Source organism: Culturomica massiliensis, assembly GCF_900091655.1.
GTDB classification, from domain to species: domain Bacteria; phylum Bacteroidota; class Bacteroidia; order Bacteroidales; family Marinifilaceae; genus Culturomica; species Culturomica massiliensis.
In genome coordinates this window covers 66796-88231 of the sequence record NZ_LT594619.1, presented here as the reverse complement: position 1 = coordinate 88231, position 21436 = coordinate 66796, and the positions used below count along the sequence as shown (strand labels likewise).

The following is a 21436-nucleotide window of genomic DNA, read 5'->3' as shown; positions in this document are numbered from 1 at the left end:
ATTACCCTGCCCTTTTCTGCCATCCTTTACTCAATGCAGCAGCTTCCAGGTTCTCCGGATCCATCTGCATTGCCTTATTGACCGACTGAATGGCTTCCCCCTGCTTCCCGGTTCCATACAGATACAGACCACGTAAAACAAAAATTTCGGGATCATTATTTATCGGCTCCAATTGTTTCAACAATGCCGCTGCACCGTTCCAATTTTCCTGTTGTATCATTATCCGCAACCACACTTTGGCGGCCGGCAGGAATCCAGGCTGCACTTCCTCTACTTTCTTCAGCAATTGCTCGGCCTTCCCGTATGCCTTCATGCGGCAATAACAATCTGCCAGCCTCACCAAATCATTCACATCCCCTCTGGCCTGCAACAAACGGTTATAAATATTCACCGCACTCTGATAATTTCCGTAGCGGAACAGAATATCCCCACCTAATGCCAGAGAGTTAACATGATTCGGACGTATCGACAAAGCCCTGTTGATCTGATTTATCGCCTCCTGCTGATTCCCCATTTTACTTGAAATCAAAGCTTTCAAATAAAGCCCATCCACAGAGAAAGCGTTCTCATTTACAATCGCTTGTGCAGCGCCCATCGCTTCCTGCAACCGGTTCTCCTGAATATAGGTCAACGCCAGCATATACAACGCTTCATTCAATGACGGGTGTAAAGCCAAAGCCTTTTTAGCATAGGCCTCTGCCTGTTCCAGGTTATTGGTCAAAAACGAAAGTTTTGCTATCCGGGACAACACTTCTTCATTTTGGGGATATTTTTCCACATACGCTTTAAATACCTCCAACGCCTGATCATACTTTCTTTCAGCTTCCAGCTTAAATCCGGCAAGTTCTTCCTTCCCTTGCCGCTTTATAACGGCTGTCATCGGGAAACCATCGACCTCCGGCGTATAAATTGTTCCCTGCGGCGGGAAAAGTCCGTTTTTCAACTGATACCGGTTAATATACACATTGGCAAACATAGCGTAATCCCAATCCTTGGCATATTTCTCATAATACCGGCTATAGATAACATTCACATTCGTATCTGCCCTGAAATAATATTTCAGAATATTGATATGGTTTGTAACGATCGTTGTTTTCCGGTCTTTAGGCAGATCCACATTTTTGTGAAACCAATTGTAGGCATCTTTCAGGGAATTGTAATAATAATCCGTCTCGTAATCTCCGTATGCCCCTTTCAGACCTCCGACAACCTCATTAAAATAAACATAATCATTGGGATGGTTTTTCGCCATATGTATGGCGGGCAACGATAATCCTGCAATAAAAACAGCTCCGACACCGATCTTACCCCATTTATTTCTTATACCTTCCAGCAACAACTGCCAGAAACGTCCGGCAATCACAACCAATGGAGGCATTACAAACAACAAATGCCGGATACCGCCATACAGGTTTGAATTCTTATAAATTACCCAGAATACAGGGAATATCGTCGCAAATAAAAAGAAATAGGATATCAGTGTAAATTCCTTACGTTTTACAATCAGATATATCCAATAACCGAAAAAACCGAGTAAAGAGACAAGCGGCATCGCTATCATCAGATATTTCGGAGCATATTTCCAAGGCAACATATTCGACATCATCTGTTCTCCGTCGAATATGGTTTTGAGCCCTATACTATAATTCGTAAATTGCTTCAACGATAACAACACATTTGAAAGCGGCTTCTGCAAAGCAAAAGGCCATAAAGCAATGGCTAGAATATAACTCAACACAACCACCACAACCAATACGACAACAATACGCCCGACAGCCTGACGGTATTTCCCGAACTTATAAAACTCTTTCATCCCGTACCGACCGACATAAAAAAATCCTGCATACATAAACAACATCGGATACAGAATCAATCCCCCGGAACGGGTTCCCAGAGCCAAAGCTATCCCAAGCACCAGACCGAGTAATTCCCGTATCCGGAAACGGGGATAAAAATCAAACAGCCGGATCGTATAATAAAGAGAAATAATATACCCCGTAGCAAATGGAATATCTTTCAGATTATTCATGCTATGTCCGAAGAACCGGGGGGTAAAAAACATCAACAAAATAGACAAAAACCCACACAAACCTCCTCCCCAACGCAAGCCTGCCAACCCGACAAACAACACACCCAATGCTCCGTTTAAAGCACAAACCACATGCCGGGCTTCGTAATAATTATCGATATGAAACCAACGACAAATGGCGCCTGCAACCACCTGCATGGAAATACCATATAAATGAAGCGTAGTCTTAGGCTGAAACAAAGCAGTCGTATCCCCTTTGGCAAAATAATCCAATACATAAGCCGTATGCTGATGATCCGGGAATTCATCTCCTGTAACCCCGTAATCCTGACTGATATAAGGCATATATAAAAAGGTAAAGCAAGCAAACAAGATGATTCCCATCCGGTAAACCATATCCCGCTGCGGCTTACCCGAAGCCCGGAAAAAATAGCGGAAAAAATCACCGGAAATCAAATATTGAAACGGAATCCGAAAAGAATAATTACCCCAGAGTATCCCTTTATTGATCTTTTCCGGCATATTTTTTTTCTTCAAGTCGATTCCCTCCAGGTTACAGAATCTTATCCGTTTTACTTTTTGCAAACTGTAACCAATACTCCTTAATGTATTCCCAGCAAGTTTCTGTCCCCCGTAAGCGTTTAAAAAAGCCGCTTTAGCACCGAAAAATACAGGAGAATCAATAATACCCGAATCGGTTGTCCAAAGATTCTGAATGGCACCGAACCACAATTTCCGCTTATCGGTTGTTATATATCCGATGCTTTTTCCCCACTCCTGCTTCATCACATGGGACACGACAACTTTCACCGCCCCAATCTCCAACCGCTGCCCGTCAACCCAAAGCACATAATCTGACGATATATTCTCCAGTAAATCCGAATATTCCTTTTGCCCCAGCTCCGGTCCCGTCACCACCATTTCGTATCCCGGGAAACCCGTTTCCCATTCCTGCTTCCGATCTGCTCCTGCAAAACAGACTATCGTCAGATTCTTCTTTTCCGCCTGCATTCTTTTATGTAAAATTTAAGCTATTTTTGATTCTGATAACAAATATAATATCAGGCAAAAATAAAAAATATTTCCTCAATTACCGGTCAATTCACTTTTTTGTTCCCGATAATCTACATTTTGTCACTATTTCTGAAGTTTTTTATAACATTCGGACAACAGCCCCTGCAATTCCGGTGAAAATTGAACAGCTTTTTCCAAATAAGGAATTGCTTGCCGGTAAACTTTCTTCCGGGCATAGGCAATCCCCAGATTCGTAATTAAGAATTTCCGGTAATTTTCCGAACGGACCGTATTTTCCGCCTGTTTCAATATCTGTATCGCCTGATCGTACATCCCCAGTTCCACAAAAGCCCGTCCGGCACACACAAGCGCTATTTCGTTCTGCTCTGCCGACCCCGGCCAGAAAGAGAGATATTTCCCCCAGAATTCTATCGCTTTCCGATATTCTTTCTGATAATAATAACCATATCCCATCCAAAACCAAATACCAAAGTTTTGAGGATTATAAGCATAAGCTTTTTCCAATAATTCCATTCCCCGGTCAATATTAGCCATTTTAAGCTGCCGGATACCCTCACTATCGAATTTATTTTCTTTCTTTATAACAGCGCAAACCGGATGTCCCTCTATATATTCCAAATGAACCGCACCCCGGGGAGGAAAAAACGTCTTCAATACCTGAACCGGAATAAATTGCAATGATAAAATGATATAATCGTAATCATATTCGGCAAACCCTCTGAAAGAACACAGATGTACTTCTGCGTTTTTATATTTCCGGACTTTCTGATAATTGGGCACAGTGATATTCTTCGCTCCGACCCGCACCAAAGTATCGGATTTAGAAATCACATTCTTTACCAACCAATCGTATCCAATCTGACAGGATGTCTCATAGTAATCCATATCATAATTCAGATAAGGTTGTGCTATCAATGCGTTATAGTAAGAGTAGCAGTATTTCGAATTATTGACCATCCAACAAGCCGTCGGCATAGCCCCTATTACTGCCGCCAAGACAAAACCTTTACGCAGGCGGGCATTTTTCAAGCTATAATAAGTTTCGTAAAAACCGATCGCTGCAACTACGGCAAAAGAAGAAAAGATAAACAAAGAATGCCGCCAACCGTTGTAAATATTGGAACCTCCCAAAGTTATATACAAAGGAGGAAACAAAAGAGTAAATAAAATAAACAATACAGCCATCCGGTCATAATTCATCCATACCTTTTTCGCTTGCAAAACAAACAATACAATACCCGCCCAGGTAATAAGAGGTATTGTTGTCAAATAGCTTTTTAAAAGATAGAAATCAGGTAAATGTAACGAACTTATGATCTCTCCTTCATACAACATCGGTATCTGTTGTTTGAACTCCTTTACCAGCTTAAAGGCATTTTTTATATGCATAACCGGCCCTTCATAAAAAAAGTTAGGGTAAGCACAACACCCCAATACGACACCGACAACAACAATCCCTAAAGCAATACCAATAAAACGGCCCAAAGATTTATAGGGTCTTTTCAGGAGCGATTTTCTCAAATCCTTCCGGAAAAAGAAAAGCATAATACCTCCGGCAGCAAAATAAAAAGGCAATAACAATCCTCCGACACGAATGCTCACGGCCAAAGCGATCCCGACAATCGTCAATATCACATCCGGCAGCTTAAACAAAGGTATTTTCTTATATATCCGCAAAAAGCCATAAACGGCCATAGCGAAGCCCGCAGCCATAGGGACATCTTTGCTATCCAGAAAAGACAACCCGAAAACAATCGGAGACAATCCCATCAAAAGCAAAGTCACAATAGCTAACTTCCAATCTTTTAATTCTCTGGCTGTCAAAGCCGCAAAAAGCATAAATAAAAAACCGAAAATAGCACACAACACATGCCGTATCAGATATTCATGTTCCTCCATTCCGAAATATTTGATGATAAGGGCCGGCAAAATCTCAAACCCGACACCATAATATTTCATATGCGGAATCACTGCTGGGCACTTAGTCCCAGCTGATTTTCAATTGTTTATAATTTAGTTCTTTGACATTTTTGTAATCGCAATTGGTAAGTATCTCTCTTACAGGCGTTTTATCCAGTAGAGAAAAACTCAAAATTTGTAGGATTTCGTAGATTGGACGGTTAACTTTCAATTTGTAAGCGACAATGGCAACCAGACAGTATGTTATGATGGCACAGTAGACTTGTGTCTTGACTGCATTCATCGTGGTTCCCCAAAAAGATTTTACTTTCAGGTGTTGCTTTATCCATTTGAAAAATAGTTCCACCTGCCAACGGTTCTTGTATAGCAAGGCTACTTCCTCTGCTGAGAGTTCCATGTTGTTGGTGATGAACACAAATTCTCTGCCCAGTTCTTCATCGTAGTATTTAACCCGCCGAAGTTTGTCCGGATATGCTTTGAGCGATTTATACGTTTCAAGTATTCCAATCTGGTCACATTTTATTCCGGTTGTTTTATCGACTTCACGGGAATACATTCTACGGAATCTCATATTATCCTTTGCACGTGTAACGAAGTAAGCACCACAGGTGTGAAGCTTATGCAAACGGGTGAAGTCAACATATCCTTTATCCATGATATAGAAACTTCCCTTTTCATAACTCAACTCATCCAGCATGTTTACGTCATGTACTTTAGCATTGGTTACCAGTACGATTGTCGGTATGGAAGTCTTTACATCATACAAGGTATGAAGTTTGATGCCTCCTTTGTGTTTCCTAAATTCCGCCCACCAAAAAACATTCAGACAAAGGTCTATGGTGGAGGAATCAAAGGCATAAACATTACCGTCAACTTTCACCTCGAAGTCATTTTTGTTGTAGCTATTACGGGCTTCCGCAATCAGGGTATAAGCAAATTCTTCGTAGATACGATAATCTCTATTCCGGTTTGCTTTCCCCAGATTGGTACGGCTAACTGTTGCACCGAATCCCAAGTGATAGTACTTGCTCTTGTGTGCCTCAAGGCTGAGCATAAGCTCACGCATACTATCTCGGGCGGTCAGTTGTCCGAAAATCATGCACAGCATCTGATTCCAACAGGTGAATGTTCTGATTTTCTTATTCCCGGAATACTTCTCTACCAAACGGTCAAAGACACGACGGGGAAGAAAATCTGTAAGTTGAGCGAAGATATATTTGCCTTGGTTCATTGTTTTTAGCTTTTGGACAAAGCTAAAACAACTTTTCAATTCAAATCGTCACGCTCCAAAAAGATATTTAACTATGCGATTATCAAAGATTTCAAAGAACGATGTTTAATTTAAAGTGCCCACTAGTGATGCGGAATCTTAACTTCCGGCACTTTGGAGTAATCGACAAAAGTCGTATCTCCATGCAAATAAAAAGCAAGGCTGTATTTTCCATTGGCACTGTCGATCGGTTCATCTCCCGTAATACCGACTTGAGGCGCTACCCACATCATACACACGAAAAGAAGAGCAGAAACAATGAAAAACAATTTGCGGGGATCCCCCATGTACTTCATGACCAATCCGGATAAAACCATACTAAAAAATTATTACTCGTCACACTCTATCGAAATTCAAACAAAAACGTCTGAGACAATTTATTCTGCAAAGGTAGAAATTCATATAAAATACAATTCATAATCAAGCTATTTCTTAAGCCATAATCTATCATTGTCCCCGATTTCACCTTCAACCACTGACGTTCTGTCAGGTTTTCTGTCACATTTTTCTCCTTTTTTATTTAAAATCCGACATTTTTACAAAAAAAACAAGTAAATGACGCATGGCACACCATTTGATAAAAATAATTGTGTTTAGGTTAAACCTCAGAGAGAAAGAAAACGAATAATATAAACAAATAAAATAAAAAGCATTATGGGAAAAATAATTGGAATTGACTTAGGTACTACGAACTCATGCGTAGCCGTTATGGAGGGTAATGAGCCCGTCGTAATACCGAATAGTGAAGGAAGACGGACAACTCCTTCTATTGTGGCATTTGTAGATAATGGGGAACGAAAAGTTGGTGATCCGGCAAAACGTCAGGCAATTACCAATCCGAGAAAGACAATTTATTCTATCAAGCGGTTCATGGGCGAGACCTATGAGCAGGTAGGAAAAGAGATAAAGAGAGTGGCTTATGAAGTTGTCAAAGGCGATAATAATACCCCGCGTGTCGTTATCGATGACCGTAAATATTCTCCACAGGAAATTTCTGCCATGATCCTGCAAAAAATGAAAAAAACGGCGGAAGATTATCTGGGCCAGGAAGTAACGGAAGCAGTTATTACCGTACCGGCTTATTTCAACGATTCACAGCGTCAAGCAACGAAAGAGGCAGGAGAAATTGCAGGCTTAACGGTAAAACGTATTATCAACGAACCGACTGCTGCTGCATTGGCCTACGGTTTGGATAAGAAAGACAAAGATATGCGGATCGCTGTGTTCGACTTAGGTGGAGGTACGTTCGATATTTCTATCCTCGAATTGGGTGACGGCGTTTTTGAAGTGAAATCGACGAACGGTGATACTCACTTAGGTGGTGATGACTTCGACGATATTATCATCAACTGGCTGGCTGACGAGTTCCAAAAAGAACAAGGAGTAGACATCCGTAAAGACCCGATGGCTCATCAACGTTTGAAAGAAGCTGCCGAAAAAGCAAAAATAGAATTGTCAAGCTCTACGACAACGGAAATCAACTTGCCGTATATCTTCCCGGTAGACGGAGTGCCCAAACACTTGGTAAGAAGCCTGACGAGAGCTCAATTCGATCAGTTGACTTACAAGTTGGTCGAAGCTACGATAGAACCTTGTCGGAATGCCTTGAAAGATGCAGGCTTACAGGCATCTCAAATCGACGAAGTGATTTTGGTAGGTGGTTCTACCCGTATCCCGGCTGTTCAGAAAAAAGTAGAAGAATTTTTCGGTAAAACGCCTTCTAAAGGTGTAAACCCGGACGAAGTTGTTGCTGTTGGAGCTGCCATCCAAGGCGGTGTTTTGACCGGAGAAGTAAAAGACGTACTGTTATTGGACGTAACCCCATTGTCTTTAGGTATTGAAACCTTAGGCGGTGTTATGACCAAACTGATCGAATCCAATACGACGATTCCGACCAAGAAATCCGAAGTATTCTCTACTGCTGCGGACAACCAGCCGTCTGTAGAAATTCATATTCTGCAAGGTGAACGTCCGATGGCCAAAGATAACAAAACGATCGGTCGTTTCCACCTGGACAGTATTCCACCTGCCCCACGTGGCATCCCGCAAATCGAAGTAACTTTCGATATCGACGCAAACGGTATTCTGAATGTATCGGCCAAAGACAAAGCCACAGGTAAACAGCAGTCAATCCGTATCGAAGCTTCATCAGGCTTGTCCGATGCTGAAATCAAACGGATGAAAGACGAAGCCAGTGCCAATGCCGAAGCCGACAAACAAGAAAAAGAACGTATCGATACCATCAACAAAGCAGATTCAATGATTTTCCAGACGGAAAAACAATTGAAAGAATTTGGAGACAAATTACCTGCTGACAAAAAGGCACCGATCGAATCGGCTCTTCAGGAACTGAAAGATGCACACAAGAACCAGGATATAAATGCAATCAATACTGCTATTGATAAATTGAACAACGTATTCCAGGCTGCATCACAGGAAATGTACAACGCCCAGGCTCAACAACAGCAAGGCGGAGCACAGCAGGAACCTCAAGGTAATCCGAATGCCGGAGCCAATAACGGAGGCAAAGACCAGGAAGTAACCGACGTTGACTTCGAAGAAGTAAAATAATAACATAAATCAAAATCAAAACCGCCGCAAATTAATTTTTGCGGCGGTTTTATTATTCTCTCGTCATCCGTCTTTTTCTCAGGCAAAATTCGAGATTAATCCTTTCTCTTTTTCTTCCGATATCTTAAAATATTCTTTATCTTCGAACGTTAATAAATGAGGACATGAGAGTTATTTATCTATTGTTTTTCTTTTCCCTTTGTTTCGTGTTTAATTGCCAGGCCATTCATTTTTTTGAAGGAGATTATACTTCGGCGCTGGAAAAAGCCAAAACTGAAAACAAAAACCTGTTTATCTGCTTCTCCGCTTCCTGGTGCGGCCCTTGTAAAATGATGGAAAAATATGTATTTCCGGACGAAAAGGTGGCTCAATATGTCGATACACATTTTATCCCTCTTCACCTGGATATAGACATTCAGGAAAACGCCGCCTTACAAAAACGGATTAACCCGGAATATGCAGGAGTAGTTCCGCACCTTTGTATTCTTAGTCCGGAGGAAACACTAATCAAAGAATCCGGGGGAGCTTTGTCTATTCCTCAGATGTTAAAATTTTTACAAATCACACCGAAAAACGCCCTGCATCGCAAAATCGCAAAATCTTCCGATATTGATTCAATCCAACAGCTTTTTGCTTATAAAGACAGCTATCAACAAATATTGGAAAAAGCACAACGGGAAAATAAAAATATGTTACTCTGTTTTTCTTCTCATTATTGCGGCCCCTGTCGCTTAATGAAAAAAACGACGTTCAGCAGCCCTTTCATCGTCGATTATGCTCAGGAACATTACGTTCCCGGCTATCTCGATCTCGATAAAGAAGAAAATATAAAATTATGTGTCCGCTATCTCAACAAAGATAGAATCGTCCCTTATCTGGTCATTGCATCACCCGATGAGAAAATAATCAACAAACACACCGGCTATATGGATTCTACAGCTTTCATGGCCTTCCTTCGAACAGATTCGCTCCCGTCCCGAACAGATATTTTACCTCAGGATGAGGTTCGGGTTGAATATGTACAATCCACCCCGACCTGGTGGAATAAATTTATCTACAGTCAACAAACCGGTCATTGGAAACTGGAGCTACTTACCGGCATAAATGTCACGACCTTAAAAACGAGCGGTAATCTATCGGCATTGGATTTCAACCATCGGATCGGATATGAAGCAGGAATAGCCTTCAACCGGTCCTGGCAACATTTCCGGTTAGCTCCGGGTTTATCTTTTATCTCCAAAGGTGGAAAAAACAAAGATTATACACTACGGCAAAACTACCTGGAAGTACCTGTTAAAATAGGATGGATATTCCACAATCCCGGTTACGGCTGGTATCAGTGCCTGGACGTAACCCCTTACGGCTCCTTGCGAGTCGGGCATAAATTAAAACGTTCTGATACAGCCATTCCCAAAGCATTTTTTGAAACCGATAAATTCGATTACGGCCTGCGTTTTGCTTTACATGCCCGATTTTCTTCCGGGAAAATCGAAGGAGGATATAATTTAGGCTTACACAATATCTCATCCGTTCCAGGAGGAGGTATGTATCACCGGGGATTTTTTCTCAACTTAATGCTCTCGTTGGGAGGATAAAGCAACAACTTTACCGATAAACCGAATCTTCATTTAAAGAAAGGAGCAAAGGAATTCCCCGATTTTCTTTTGAAGCAGGGAAGGAGAACCATCGAAATGATTTACAAGAATGGTAAAAGCCAGAATCTCTCCCCGTTCTGTTGTAAGATAACCGGAAAGACAACGTACGCCGGCAAAAGAGCCGGTTTTGGCTCTCAATTTATTTTTCAAAGCGGGATTAGCAGCGACATAAGGATTTAATCCGGCATCCGTCCCCGCCAAAGGCAAAGAAGCGACAAAATTCCAGCCCAGCATTTTATGAGCCCATAGCAACAAATTTGTAAATACTTCGGCCGGAACTGCATTAGCAGCAGACAAACCGCAAGCGTCTTTCAACACCACTCCGGAAGCTCCGACTCCGATCTCGTCCAGTAATACCCGGCAACGTTCCGGATAGTTGATTTCATCTACCAATTGCCCCAAAGCTTCAGCAAACAGATTGATGCTTTTCTTATTCGTTTCCCGGACAATGTCTTTCAATGCCGGAGAAACAAAGGTCTCTATTTTTTCTTTCTTCCCTCCTCCTGCTATTTCTACTCCTCCGACAACAATACCGTTTTTATTCAATTTTTTCCCGATCTCTTCCAAAAAACACAAATCCGGACGATGCATAGCTCCTTTTATCTGAAATACTTCCCGTTTCTGGGGTAAAGTACCCAGGATATGCATTTCTTTACTATACGGGCCTCCGAAAATCCAGGCATCATCTGTATTTCCCTCAGCAGCTTTCACCTCATTCACAAACCGTACTCCCGGTTGCTCCGGATCGACATTTAACAATACGGTTTTTTCTCCGGGCAATCCGGTACGAAATCTTAAATAATAGGTGTTATCTTTATAGTTAAAAGGGAAATAAGCTGCTCCGTAATAATTGGAAATATCTTCCCACAACCAGGACCCGGGCAAAACAACCTGTTTATCGTTTTCTATCCGGATCTTTCCCCGTATTTGACGGATATTCAATTGACGGATTGCATCAACCAACCGGTCTGTAAACTTATATTCCGGGAAATAACGGGAATCAAAACACGGATCTCCGTTCGCTTCGATAACGATATCTCCGTTTAATTTCCCGTCGGCAATGGTACCGGTTCTCCATACCGATGTCGTATAATGAAAATCTGCTCCTTTCTCTTTCAGCGCCAAAGCAGATGACAATAATTTACATACAGAAGCCGGCTGTAAAGATTTATCTCCTGACCGATCTATCACAATGCGCCCGTCCGCGACAGCTTTTACCGAGATACCTATAACGGCATGTCTCAATTCTACGGCCTCCAGCAAGCGCTCCAAAGCTTCAGAAGGCTGTCCCCGGAGACCGCTTGACAATCCCCACAGGCAACACAACAACAATCCGAACCTTTTTCCTACCATCTATTCTTCTCCCATTGTCTTCAGAATATTTTCCACCTCTTCTTCGGTATTGTGTAATTTGGCTTTACAGAATGCAATCAATTCCGAGACCCGCTTTACTTTTGTACCCAACTCATCGACATCCAATTTATTCTCTTCCAACAATGTAACAATTTGCTCTATTTCAGCTATGGCGTCTTTATAATTCAATTTCTCTTCCATCGTTTTCCTTTTATAATGATTCATCCTATTTCAACCGAATCCACCCTGCTCTTTAATTTTCCGTCGCCAACCACAGTTTCCACAACATCTCCCGCCTTTACTTCTGTTACCGAGCGAACGGCACGACCATTCAAACGGGTGATAGAATATCCCCGCTCCAACACATTTTTGGGATCAACGTATTTCATCTGTATTTCCGCCAACTCGATAAAATGACGCTCTTTCTCAAACCGGCTTTTGCATTTCTGTTTTACCCGTACAGCAAAATCCGACAACTGATTCCCTTGTCGTTCCCGAAGAAGGTTCAAACGGTTTACGATACGTGTATATACGGTATTAAAATATCCTTTTCGGTTATATACATATAACTGTACCGAATGCTCCAACCGATGAGACAGCAAGTGCAAACGATTCGCATTTCCTCCCAGCCATCCCTGAGTCAACCGTTTCAAATTAACTGCCAACAATTTTTGCCGATTGTTTTCCCGCAATAATAAATCCTTTACTCCGGAGACAAAATCCCCCCTCAATTCCTCAACATGCGCATCAAAATCCTGAAAAGTCTCGATTAAAAAAGCTGCTGCCGCTGTCGGCGTCTTCACACGCATAAAAGCAACCCGGTCCACGATCGTTTCATCACGTTCATGGCCGATTCCGGCTATTACCGGTATCGGAAACTGGGCCACATTAGCCGCCATATCATAGGAATCGAAACATCCCAAATCCGACTGCGCCCCTCCTCCCCGGATAATCACAACAACATCAAACAGATATTCATATTCATAAATCCGGTCTAATGCTGCAATCACAGATTCCGTGGTCTTCTCCCCCTGCATTACCGCAGGAAACAATTTGATGTGAAATTTATAACCGTAAGAATTCCGCTCCAATTGATTTATAAAATCACCTAATCCGGCAGCCGTCGGAGAAGAAATAACGGCAATATTTTTCGGCAAAAGGGATAATTCCAGGCGTTGGTTCATATCAATAATCCCTTCCCGTTCCAACTGTTCGATAATCTCCCGTTTCTTCCGCTCCAGATCACCGATCGTAAACGTCGGGTTGATATCTTTAATATTCAGAGAAAAACCGTACAATTCATGAAAAATCACTTCTACCTGAACCAAGACCTTCATTCCTCTCCCCAGGCTTCGTCCCGTCGTTGTCTCAAAATACGGTTTCAACATACGGTAAGTAAATGCCCAAATCGTTCCTTTGGCAACAGCAACCGGATTGTCTTCGCCTTCTGGCTTATCGATCAATTCCAGATAACAATGACCGGAACGGTTCTCCTGTATTGAAGCGATCTCCGCAGTGACCCATACCGGTTCGGCAAAACGTTCTTTCAGTGTCCGCTTCACCTGATTGTTCAGATCGAATAAAGAAATAAAATCCATCTTTCCGTTCCCCGTTTATACACGAATCATCAATCACCCGCAGCCTTAAGATACATTTCAGGGTCATCGATAAAATGAACCGGATCGACGATTTTCTTCCCTTCGTCTATCCATTTGTCCAATTTCCGGCTCTCTTCGATATCTTCCTCCTGCTGATCTTCGGCAATCCCTCCCCGGAATGTTTTCGTCTTCTTCAACTCCCCATCCCGTCCGTAGTAATACCAAACCCCTTCTTTCAGGTTATTCCGGTACATTCCTTTTGCCATCACACTACCGTCCGGATAATACCCCTGCATTTTTCCATCCAGCTTACCATCCACATATCCGGCTTCTATCCGAAGCCCACCGTCCGGGTAATAAACTTTCCAGACTCCTTCCGGAAACCCTTGCTTCCAATTTCTCTCTTCGGCAATTTTTCCGGATGTAAAATATTTCCGGGAGACTCCGTCCAGCTTATTTTCTTTGTAAGTTTCCGTAGCTATAACACGCTCTCCTTTTTTATAGTGCCACTCTCCCTCTTTCAAACGATTCTGATAACATCCCGCAGAGACATATTCCCCATGCTTACTATAAAGCACAGCTTCGGTTTTATCTCCCTGATGAAACAATTCAGCCTGAATACGACCATCCGGATAGTAACGAGTCATTTTTCCAACCGGTTCATCACCTTCGAAATACCCCTCATAACGTACTTTACCATCCGGATAATATCCCTTCTTCAAAACTTCCTGTTGACCGAAAGCAAAAGCCCCGTCCAGCAATATCATCCCTAACATCCAACACAAAACAATCCCTCTCATAATTCCACCGTCCTGTTCAACTCATCAATATAATCCAACAGTTCTTCCCGGCCCAGTTTTTTCTCCGAAGAAGTCATAAAAGCAATCGGTGTCGTCTCCCAGGTATCCAACATCACTTCCTGATAATGTTCCAGATTTTTCCTGCGCTGAGCAACAGACAGTTTATCTCCTTTTGTAAAGACCATTACAAAAGGGACTCCGTTTTCACCGAGCCACTCCATAAACTCCAGATCAATCTGCTGCGGTTCGAGCCGGCAATCTATCAAAACAAAGAGACAAATCAGGTTTTCACGTTTCAGGATATAATCCCGGATCAGCTTTTCAAACTGTCCGCGAAGCGACTTCGACGTCCGCGCATAACCATAACCCGGCAAATCGACCATATACCAGTTATCATCAATCAAAAAATGATTGATAAGTTGTGTTTTTCCCGGTTTAGCCGCCGTTTTCGCCAAACTGCTACGATTAGTAAGCATATTGATTAACGAAGACTTTCCGACATTCGACCTTCCGATAAAGGCATATTCATGGCGATCAGGAGCCGGACATTTGCCGACATCGGAATTACTGACCACAAATTCAGCTTTTAGAATCTCCATACTACCGTTTTTTAAATTCACAGACTTCTGTTTTTGCTATTTCCCGCAAAAAGTCACAATAAATTTAATATTTTTTTCCGGAACGGCGACCGTTATCTACCCCTTTTTTCTTTTCACCGAAACGTCCGCGGCTATTTCCCCCGTTTTTACGGCGTTCGCCTTTCCATTTATTATTGGCAGTAGAACTCCGTTTCCCGCCACGCTCGCCCTTACGCATCTCTCCGCCACGCTCGCCTGTCTCCGTCACCGTAAAAGGCAATCCGTTGAAATTCACATTCCGGAAATAACTTCCGAAATTCTCAATTCCCGTAATATCTACTTCAAACTTGGTCTTGTTGTCGAATATCCGTATTCCGCCTATTTCCAAACCTTTCTGGGGTGCATATTTATTGACGATAGCCATCAAATCCCGGGGGGTGAAATCATCATCCCGACCGACATTAACACTAAATACGGTAAAATTATTGTTTGCCGAACGGCTGCGTCCCCCTCTTTCCTTACCACCTTCCCGGCCCGATTCATGACGTTCATCTTCGGACAGGTTCAGGTTTTCCACTCCGGTATATTTTTTCAGCAAACGACCGAATTCGTAAGAAACGATTTTCTGTATCAATTCTTCCTTCGACAAAGCTTCAAACTTCTCAAACAATTCCTGCTGATAAGGCATAAGTGCATCCTTTCGTTCGGCAGTCAAAATCTTATCGGCATAATAAAGCAATTGTGCCCGGCAGACTTCTTCCCCTCCGGGAACTTCCCGGTATTCGAATTTTTTCTTAAGGATCGATTCTATCCGGCGTAACTTTCCCTTTTCTTTTGAATTGATAATAGCTACGGAAATGCCTTCCCGTCCCGCACGTCCGGTACGCCCGCTACGGTGAGTATAACTTTCGGAATCTTCAGGGAGATTATAATTGATGACATGAGTCAGGTTATCGACATCCAATCCCCGGGCTGCTACATCCGTTGCCACCAACACCTTCAAACGTTTTGAGCGGAAACGCGCCATAACGTCATCCCGTTGTGACTGACTCAAATCCCCATGCAAGGCATCGCAGTCGATCCCGTCTTTCTGTAATTTATGGGCAATCTCCCGGGCATCCATTTTCGTTCGCGTAAAAATAATGGCATACATGTCAGGAGCACAATCGATCACCCGATGCAATGTCTCATAACAATCTTTTGCCCGTACCTGATAGTATTGGTGACTTACCGTATCTGCCCCCTGATTTTTTTTACCCACAGAGATCTCTTTCGGAGAATGCAGGTAATTCCGGGCAATCCGCTCCACTTCCCTGGGCATTGTTGCTGAAAACAAATAGGTATTCCGTTCTGCCGGAGTTTCTTCCAAAATGAAATTCAAATCCTCTTTAAAACCCATATTCAGCATTTCATCTGCCTCATCCAAAACGACAGCCCGAACAGCCTCAATATTGACAGCCCCTCTCTTTATCAAATCACACAACCGTCCCGGAGTAGCCACCAACACATGCACGCCTTTTTCCAACTCCCGGATTTGCCGGCGGATATCCGTACCTCCGTATACACAAGTAATACGTAAATCGGAACGATATTTGGAATAATTTTTCAAATCGTTTCCGATCTGTACACATAATTCCCGTGTCGGGCTCAATATCAAAACCTGTATCTTATTCAGAGAAGCATCTAATTTCTGCAACAAAGGCAATCCAAATGCTGCCGTTTTTCCCGTTCCTGTCTGGGCCAAAGCCACTAAATCGTTTTCTTCTCCCAATATGACAGGAATTACTTTCTCCTGTACCGGACTCGGCGTTTCAAACCCTAAATCGGCAATTCCTTTAAGAATTTCACCTTCTAAACCTAATTCTTTAAATTTTTCCATTCAATATAATACTAAAGTTTATAAAGTTTATCAGGTTTATAAAGTTCATAAATAAAAACCATAATACTCCTATCCTGCCCCGTCCCTGTATACGACCGACAACTTAAAAATCATCCGTCGTCATTCTGTACGAAAACTAAAACTAAAATCCGGACATTACGTCAAAAGAGATTTTATCCAGGAAAATCACTTTAGAACATGGAATGAACAACCAATTGAAACAGGATTATTTAATCAAAATCCTATCTTACAAACTTCTAAACAATAAACTCAAATAATTCTTACATTTCTCCGACGCTTAAACGCCGGTTCTTCTATTAATTCTTTAATTTCTTCCGGTGTCAAATTCGGTTTCAACACCACTTCGTCATCCCGAAGGATCAAATCGTTTTCTGCCTTTCTATCGCCCGGTTGTTGATCGAGAATCTCAATATCGTCTTTCGGGAAACCGGTTGCAATAACCGTCACCGAAACAGCACTTCCCAGACTCTCGTCCGTACCTACCCCCCAAATTACTGCTGCCGAGTCTCCGACACGATGAATGATGATCGAGGTAATTTCGGTCATTTCGTTCATCGTCACCTCATCCGTACCGGATGTTATATTCAACAGAATATCTTTTGCTCCACGGATATCGTTATTATTGAGCAGCGGACTATCCAATGCCTCGGTTATCGCTCTCCTTGCCCGATCCTCTCCGGAAGCCTGTGCCGCCCCCATTATGGCAACCCCACTATTGGTCATTACGGTTTTTACATCGGCAAAATCCACATTGATATACCCGGGCAATGTAATCACCTCTGCTATTCCTTTCGCTGCTATATTCAATACATCATTGGCTTTGGCAAAAGCCGCCGATATTGTCTGCGACCCATAAATCCGCTTTATCTTTTCATTATCGATAACAATCAGACAATCGACATTATCCTTCAAAGAACGCAACCCTTCGCGGGCTTGGTTCAAACGCTTAGGCCCTTCAAAACGTGCCGGAATAGAAACAATTCCGACCGTCAATATCCCCATATCTTTAGCCAGCTTCGCAATTACCGGAGCGGCTCCGGTACCGGTTCCTCCCCCCATTGCCGCCGTAATAAAAGCCATTTTCGTATTCTTACGCAACATTTCTTTTATCTCTTCCAGACTCTCTTCAGCCGACTTCGCACCGATCGCCGGATTATTGCCGGCCCCATGCCCATCCGTCAACTCTCTCCCCAACTGAATCTTCACCGGGACAGGACTGTTTTCCAATATCTGAGCATCCGTGTTACAAAGTACAAAATCCACATCACATATACCCTTGGAATACATATATTCCACAGCATTTCCTCCCCCTCCACCTACTCCGATTACTTTTATAATCGTAGGAGACACTTCATCCAGATTAAAATTTACCAATCCGTCTATCATAACAATCCATAATTTATAGTCAAAGACTGAATATCTAAAGTCTGAAAAATAAAAGCCTTCTTCCTTACCTCATCTCCGTATCCCGGCTGGAATCCTCATTAAACATACCTCCCAGCTTACGTTTAAACCAACTGTCCGTATCCGGTAACTCATTTATACTTTTGCGCTTTCTGGGACGCGGACTTTCTTCCTGATGCGTTTCTTTTACTCTCTTAGCCTTCTGCTCTTCCTGTTTTAGCCTTTTCTGCCTTGCCTGTTCTTCCAATTCCGTGGAATTTACAGTCACCATCTCCAACTCTTCCGGCATTTCCTCTACCTTAAAACTGACTTCCGTCCCTTTCTCCCGCTCCCGCGCCAACGGAGATTGAATATGAATGGCACTGCTCCGGTTAAACCCGACAGCTATAACAGCAACACGTAATTTATCCCCCAGCGTCTCGTCCTTCCCGGCTCCCCAAATTACATTTACATCCCCTCCGACTTTTTCCTGCAAACTTTCCGTTATCAACGTAATCTCATCCATCGTAACCTCTTTATCCCCATACAGCATATTTAATAAAATATTAGAAGCCCCCCGTATATCGTGGCTATTCAGTAAAGGAGAAATCAAGGCATCTTCCAAGGCTGTCATTGCCCGGTTTTCCCCCTCGGCTTCAGAGGCACCCATCAAAGCAACCCCGCTATTCCGCATCACGCCATCCACATCGGCAAAATCCACATTTACATACCCTTTGAATGTGATGATCTCTGCAATACTTTTGGCGGCAATCGTAAGCACATTGTCTGCCATAGCAAAAGCCTCCGACAATTTCAGGTCTCCGTATATATCTTTCAGCTTATCATTCTGAATAATCAGCAAAGCATCCACATATTGTTCCAATTCATCGATACCGTCCATCGCCTGTTCCATTTTTCTCCTTCCCTCAAAACTAAAAGGCAGAGTCACAATTCCGATGGTCAGAATTCCCAGTTCCCTGGCTTGCCTGGCAATTTCCGGAGCCGCTCCGGTACCGGTTCCCCCTCCCATTCCGGCCGTAATAAATACCATCTTCGTTTTATGAGAAAGTAAATTCCGGATAAAATCGATACTCTCTACAGCAGATTGCCTTCCCCTTTCCGGAACACAACCGGCACCCCGTCCCTCCGTCAGCTCTTTCCCCAACTGAATACGATTTTTTACAGGACTCAAGCGTAAAGCCTGTATATCGGTATTACAAACGACAAATTCAACCCCATGAATTCCCTGCCTGCACATATGGTTTACCGCATTGCTCCCCCCCCCGCCGACACCGATCACTTTAATTATCGATTCTCGCTGTACGGGCAACTTCAACGCCAATAATTCGTCATTTTCCATAATCTATATTTTTACATTGCCAGACTATATCACGTCATTTCAAATTGTAAATCATCCGGATAAAACGATACTCTTTTAACTATCAACGGAATATACTATTCAGCCAACTTCCCCAACCTCCTTTTTCTTCCAATGGCTCACTATGTTCACATAACAAAAGCCCCAACGCCACCAAACAGGACGGAGCTTCCAGTATATCCTCATTGGTTGTCTTAATTCCCGCCGCCTTCGCCCGTATCACTTTTTGCCCCGACAATCTGCCGAGCAAAAGTTCAGTCTCCGCCAAACGACTTCCTCCTCCTGTCAATACAATCTCTTTTTTCGGATCATTGAAACGCCATTGTTGAATCTGATAAACAGCACCTTCCAGCAACTCTTCCATACGACACTGGATTACTTTAGCCAAATCACGTTTCTCAATGCGTTTTTTTACATCCGGGATATCGATTTTCTCATTCTTACATACTGCACGTATAGCCACCCCGTATTGATGTTTCATCTTTTTGGCTAGCTGAATATCTTCCAGAGAAAAAGCCCGTACAATATCGTGATCGATGGTTTGGGCCCCCAGCGGCAAACTAATCTCATATCTCAATCCACCGTCCCTGAACAGTACAACTTCCGTATGAGTAGCCCCCATATCGATCAAGGCAAACGGTTCACTTCTATCGTAAACATCCAAAGCTTCCATATAAGCCCTTACCGGCGGGAAAAACTCAACATTCTCTACCCCGCACGCCTCCATCAACTCACGAATCTCTGTCAAATAGGCAGCATCCGAAAGATACACCCGAAAACGGACATCCAGACTTTTGGCCGTCATTCCGACCGGGTCCGTTACATAGTTTCCACGATCAACGGCATACGTGACAGGTATAATATCCACCAATTCATCCCCTTTCGACAATACCAACTCCGTACATCTGTTTTCAGCCTGAGCAATATCGCTTTCCCTCACTTTTTTCCGGATCGGTACATTTACCTTATGCTCACTGATCCGCAACGCCTTTCCGGATAACGCCACATTCAGGCAATCTATCGGCTTGTCTTTTGCCAACTCCCGGATCAGATATTGAATATAAGACTTTACTTTCGATTTATCTGTAATTATACCGTCCTGAACTCCCTGCAAAGCGATCATCTTGATGCCAGCCAAACGGCATTCGCCATTCTCCTCGGCAGCCACTGCCATTACCATTTTCTCAGAACCGATATCCAATGATGCAATCAAACCCATACTGTCTGAATTTTTATACTATTACTTTCTGACACAAACAACCTGATTGTCGAACTTCAGATTGATTTCCTTATATACATTCCACCCTTTACGTACAATCCCATCTTTCAGAAAAAGACGAAGTTTCTCCATCTTCTCCTCCGCATTCCCCACCTCCCCGAGAATAATCCGGAAATTTCCGACCTTAGGAATCAAGATTATTTCTTCACCCCGGTCGACAACGATCTGTTCGATCAATGCATCCCAGAAATCATCCTCCCTCAACATCATGACAAAAGGATACAACTTCTCACAAGCAAATTTTTTTGATATTTCTCCGGTAGCAACTACTACCCGAGAAGTATACTTACGAGATAACGGCATATACTTTCCGTCCTCATCAACATAAAACCCTTCTCCTGTCAATACTCTAAGAACAGGCTTACGTTGTGTGATATCTACATGGAAATAACCGTCTAAACTGTAGTAAACCTGAGCCGATTTTATAATCGAATTTTTGACAAGCAATCGTTCAACACTGTCTTTATCTATACGGGTAACAGGCATATCCAATACATTTCCATACCCTCGTCTCACCATATTGACAACATCCATATCATCTATGAATGTATTAAGTACAGCATCTTTTACCGAAACGTGGATCCCTTTACATTTTACGTCATCCATTTTCGACGTCGCAAAGGTAAGCACAATTATCAGGTATACAAACAATCCAAGGAATAATATGTAAACTCCTATTTTCTGCAT

General features: G+C 42.7%; 16 protein-coding genes. 2 read left to right on the top strand and 14 right to left on the bottom strand.

What is annotated here, in order from left to right; translation table 11 throughout:
- Position 1: 1 nt before the first annotated feature.
- From BN8908_RS00440 to BN8908_RS00425, 4 genes are all read right to left on the bottom strand, one after another.
- A complete protein-coding gene (locus BN8908_RS00440) occupies positions 2–3040 on the bottom strand; it encodes a tetratricopeptide repeat protein (protein WP_068688310.1) in 3039 nt (1012 codons plus the stop codon).
- Between the two features lie 126 nt (positions 3041–3166).
- Entirely contained in the window at positions 3167–5023 is a 1857-nt protein-coding gene (locus BN8908_RS00435; protein WP_148453104.1) for a glycosyltransferase family 39 protein, read from the bottom strand.
- 22 nt (positions 5024–5045) lie between these two features.
- A complete protein-coding gene (locus tag BN8908_RS00430; RefSeq protein WP_068688305.1) occupies positions 5046–6215 on the bottom strand; it encodes an IS4 family transposase in 1170 nt (389 codons plus the stop codon).
- Positions 6216–6337: 122 nt separating this feature from the next.
- Positions 6338–6571, bottom strand: a complete 234-nt coding sequence (locus BN8908_RS00425; protein ID WP_068688303.1) for a hypothetical protein — start codon at positions 6569–6571, stop codon at positions 6338–6340.
- A gap of 337 nt (positions 6572–6908) precedes the next feature.
- Between BN8908_RS00425 and dnaK the strand changes: the two genes are divergently transcribed.
- Both dnaK and BN8908_RS00415 read left to right on the top strand, forming a co-directional pair.
- Positions 6909–8825, top strand: coding sequence for a molecular chaperone DnaK (gene dnaK, locus BN8908_RS00420; RefSeq protein WP_021986559.1), 1917 nt, complete (start codon positions 6909–6911; stop codon positions 8823–8825).
- Between the two features lie 164 nt (positions 8826–8989).
- Positions 8990–10420, top strand: coding sequence for a thioredoxin family protein (locus BN8908_RS00415; RefSeq protein ID WP_021986558.1), 1431 nt, complete (start codon positions 8990–8992; stop codon positions 10418–10420).
- Positions 10421–10453: 33 nt separating this feature from the next.
- On the opposite strand, the gene dacB is transcribed toward BN8908_RS00415, so the two are convergent.
- The 10 genes from dacB to BN8908_RS00365 all read right to left on the bottom strand — a co-directional run bounded on the left by dacB (position 10454) and on the right by BN8908_RS00365 (position 21436).
- On the bottom strand, positions 10454–11833 hold the full coding sequence (gene dacB, locus BN8908_RS00410; RefSeq protein ID WP_068688302.1) for a D-alanyl-D-alanine carboxypeptidase/D-alanyl-D-alanine endopeptidase: 1380 nt from the start codon (positions 11831–11833) through the stop codon (positions 10454–10456).
- Positions 11834–12034: an exodeoxyribonuclease VII small subunit gene (gene xseB / locus BN8908_RS00405; RefSeq protein ID WP_021986556.1), complete on the bottom strand. Its 201-nt coding sequence runs from the start codon at positions 12032–12034 to the stop codon at positions 11834–11836.
- Between the two features lie 20 nt (positions 12035–12054).
- The gene (gene xseA, locus BN8908_RS00400; RefSeq protein WP_068688300.1) at positions 12055–13431 is read right to left on the bottom strand and encodes an exodeoxyribonuclease VII large subunit; all 1377 of its coding nucleotides are present in this window, start codon (positions 13429–13431) and stop codon (positions 12055–12057) included.
- Positions 13432–13460: 29 nt separating this feature from the next.
- Complete coding sequence (locus BN8908_RS00395; protein ID WP_068688298.1) at positions 13461–14231, bottom strand: toxin-antitoxin system YwqK family antitoxin; 771 nt, start codon at positions 14229–14231, stop codon at positions 13461–13463.
- Positions 14228–14830: a ribosome biogenesis GTP-binding protein YihA/YsxC gene (yihA, locus tag BN8908_RS00390; protein WP_068688296.1), complete on the bottom strand. Its 603-nt coding sequence runs from the start codon at positions 14828–14830 to the stop codon at positions 14228–14230. The genes BN8908_RS00395 and yihA overlap by 4 nt, the downstream gene beginning before the upstream one ends.
- Before the next feature lie 64 nt (positions 14831–14894).
- Positions 14895–16688, bottom strand: a complete 1794-nt coding sequence (locus tag BN8908_RS00385) for a DEAD/DEAH box helicase (RefSeq protein ID WP_021986552.1) — start codon at positions 16686–16688, stop codon at positions 14895–14897.
- 270 nt (positions 16689–16958) lie between these two features.
- Entirely contained in the window at positions 16959–18095 is a 1137-nt protein-coding gene (gene ftsZ, locus BN8908_RS00380; protein WP_068688294.1) for a cell division protein FtsZ, read from the bottom strand.
- A gap of 64 nt (positions 18096–18159) precedes the next feature.
- On the bottom strand, positions 18160–19452 hold the full coding sequence (gene ftsZ, locus BN8908_RS00375) for a cell division protein FtsZ (RefSeq protein ID WP_021986550.1): 1293 nt from the start codon (positions 19450–19452) through the stop codon (positions 18160–18162).
- Positions 19453–19534: 82 nt separating this feature from the next.
- Complete coding sequence (locus tag BN8908_RS00370) at positions 19535–20689, bottom strand: cell division FtsA domain-containing protein (RefSeq protein ID WP_068688292.1); 1155 nt, start codon at positions 20687–20689, stop codon at positions 19535–19537.
- A 21-nt stretch (positions 20690–20710) separates the two neighbouring features.
- Positions 20711–21436: a cell division protein FtsQ/DivIB gene (locus tag BN8908_RS00365; RefSeq protein ID WP_021986548.1), complete on the bottom strand. Its 726-nt coding sequence runs from the start codon at positions 21434–21436 to the stop codon at positions 20711–20713.

Bases quoted from the DNA above. Each gene is read 5' to 3' on its own strand.
- BN8908_RS00440 (WP_068688310.1), bottom strand. From the start codon at position 3,040: ATGCAGGCGGAAAAGAAGAATCTGACGATAGTCTGTTTTGCAGGAGCA.
- BN8908_RS00435 (WP_148453104.1), bottom strand. From the start codon at position 5,023: ATGAAATATTATGGTGTCGGGTTTGAGATTTTGCCGGCCCTTATCATC.
- BN8908_RS00430 (WP_068688305.1), bottom strand. From the start codon at position 6,215: ATGAACCAAGGCAAATATATCTTCGCTCAACTTACAGATTTTCTTCCC.
- BN8908_RS00425 (WP_068688303.1), bottom strand. From the start codon at position 6,571: ATGGTTTTATCCGGATTGGTCATGAAGTACATGGGGGATCCCCGCAAA.
- dnaK (WP_021986559.1), top strand. From the start codon at position 6,909: ATGGGAAAAATAATTGGAATTGACTTAGGTACTACGAACTCATGCGTA.
- BN8908_RS00415 (WP_021986558.1), top strand. From the start codon at position 8,990: ATGAGAGTTATTTATCTATTGTTTTTCTTTTCCCTTTGTTTCGTGTTT.
- dacB (WP_068688302.1), bottom strand. From the start codon at position 11,833: ATGGTAGGAAAAAGGTTCGGATTGTTGTTGTGTTGCCTGTGGGGATTG.
- xseB (WP_021986556.1), bottom strand. From the start codon at position 12,034: ATGGAAGAGAAATTGAATTATAAAGACGCCATAGCTGAAATAGAGCAA.
- xseA (WP_068688300.1), bottom strand. From the start codon at position 13,431: ATGGATTTTATTTCTTTATTCGATCTGAACAATCAGGTGAAGCGGACA.
- BN8908_RS00395 (WP_068688298.1), bottom strand. From the start codon at position 14,231: ATGAGAGGGATTGTTTTGTGTTGGATGTTAGGGATGATATTGCTGGAC.
- yihA (WP_068688296.1), bottom strand. From the start codon at position 14,830: ATGGAGATTCTAAAAGCTGAATTTGTGGTCAGTAATTCCGATGTCGGC.
- BN8908_RS00385 (WP_021986552.1), bottom strand. From the start codon at position 16,688: ATGGAAAAATTTAAAGAATTAGGTTTAGAAGGTGAAATTCTTAAAGGA.
- ftsZ (WP_068688294.1), bottom strand. From the start codon at position 18,095: ATGATAGACGGATTGGTAAATTTTAATCTGGATGAAGTGTCTCCTACG.
- ftsZ (WP_021986550.1), bottom strand. From the start codon at position 19,452: ATGGAAAATGACGAATTATTGGCGTTGAAGTTGCCCGTACAGCGAGAA.
- BN8908_RS00370 (WP_068688292.1), bottom strand. From the start codon at position 20,689: ATGGGTTTGATTGCATCATTGGATATCGGTTCTGAGAAAATGGTAATG.
- BN8908_RS00365 (WP_021986548.1), bottom strand. From the start codon at position 21,436: ATGCAGAAAATAGGAGTTTACATATTATTCCTTGGATTGTTTGTATAC.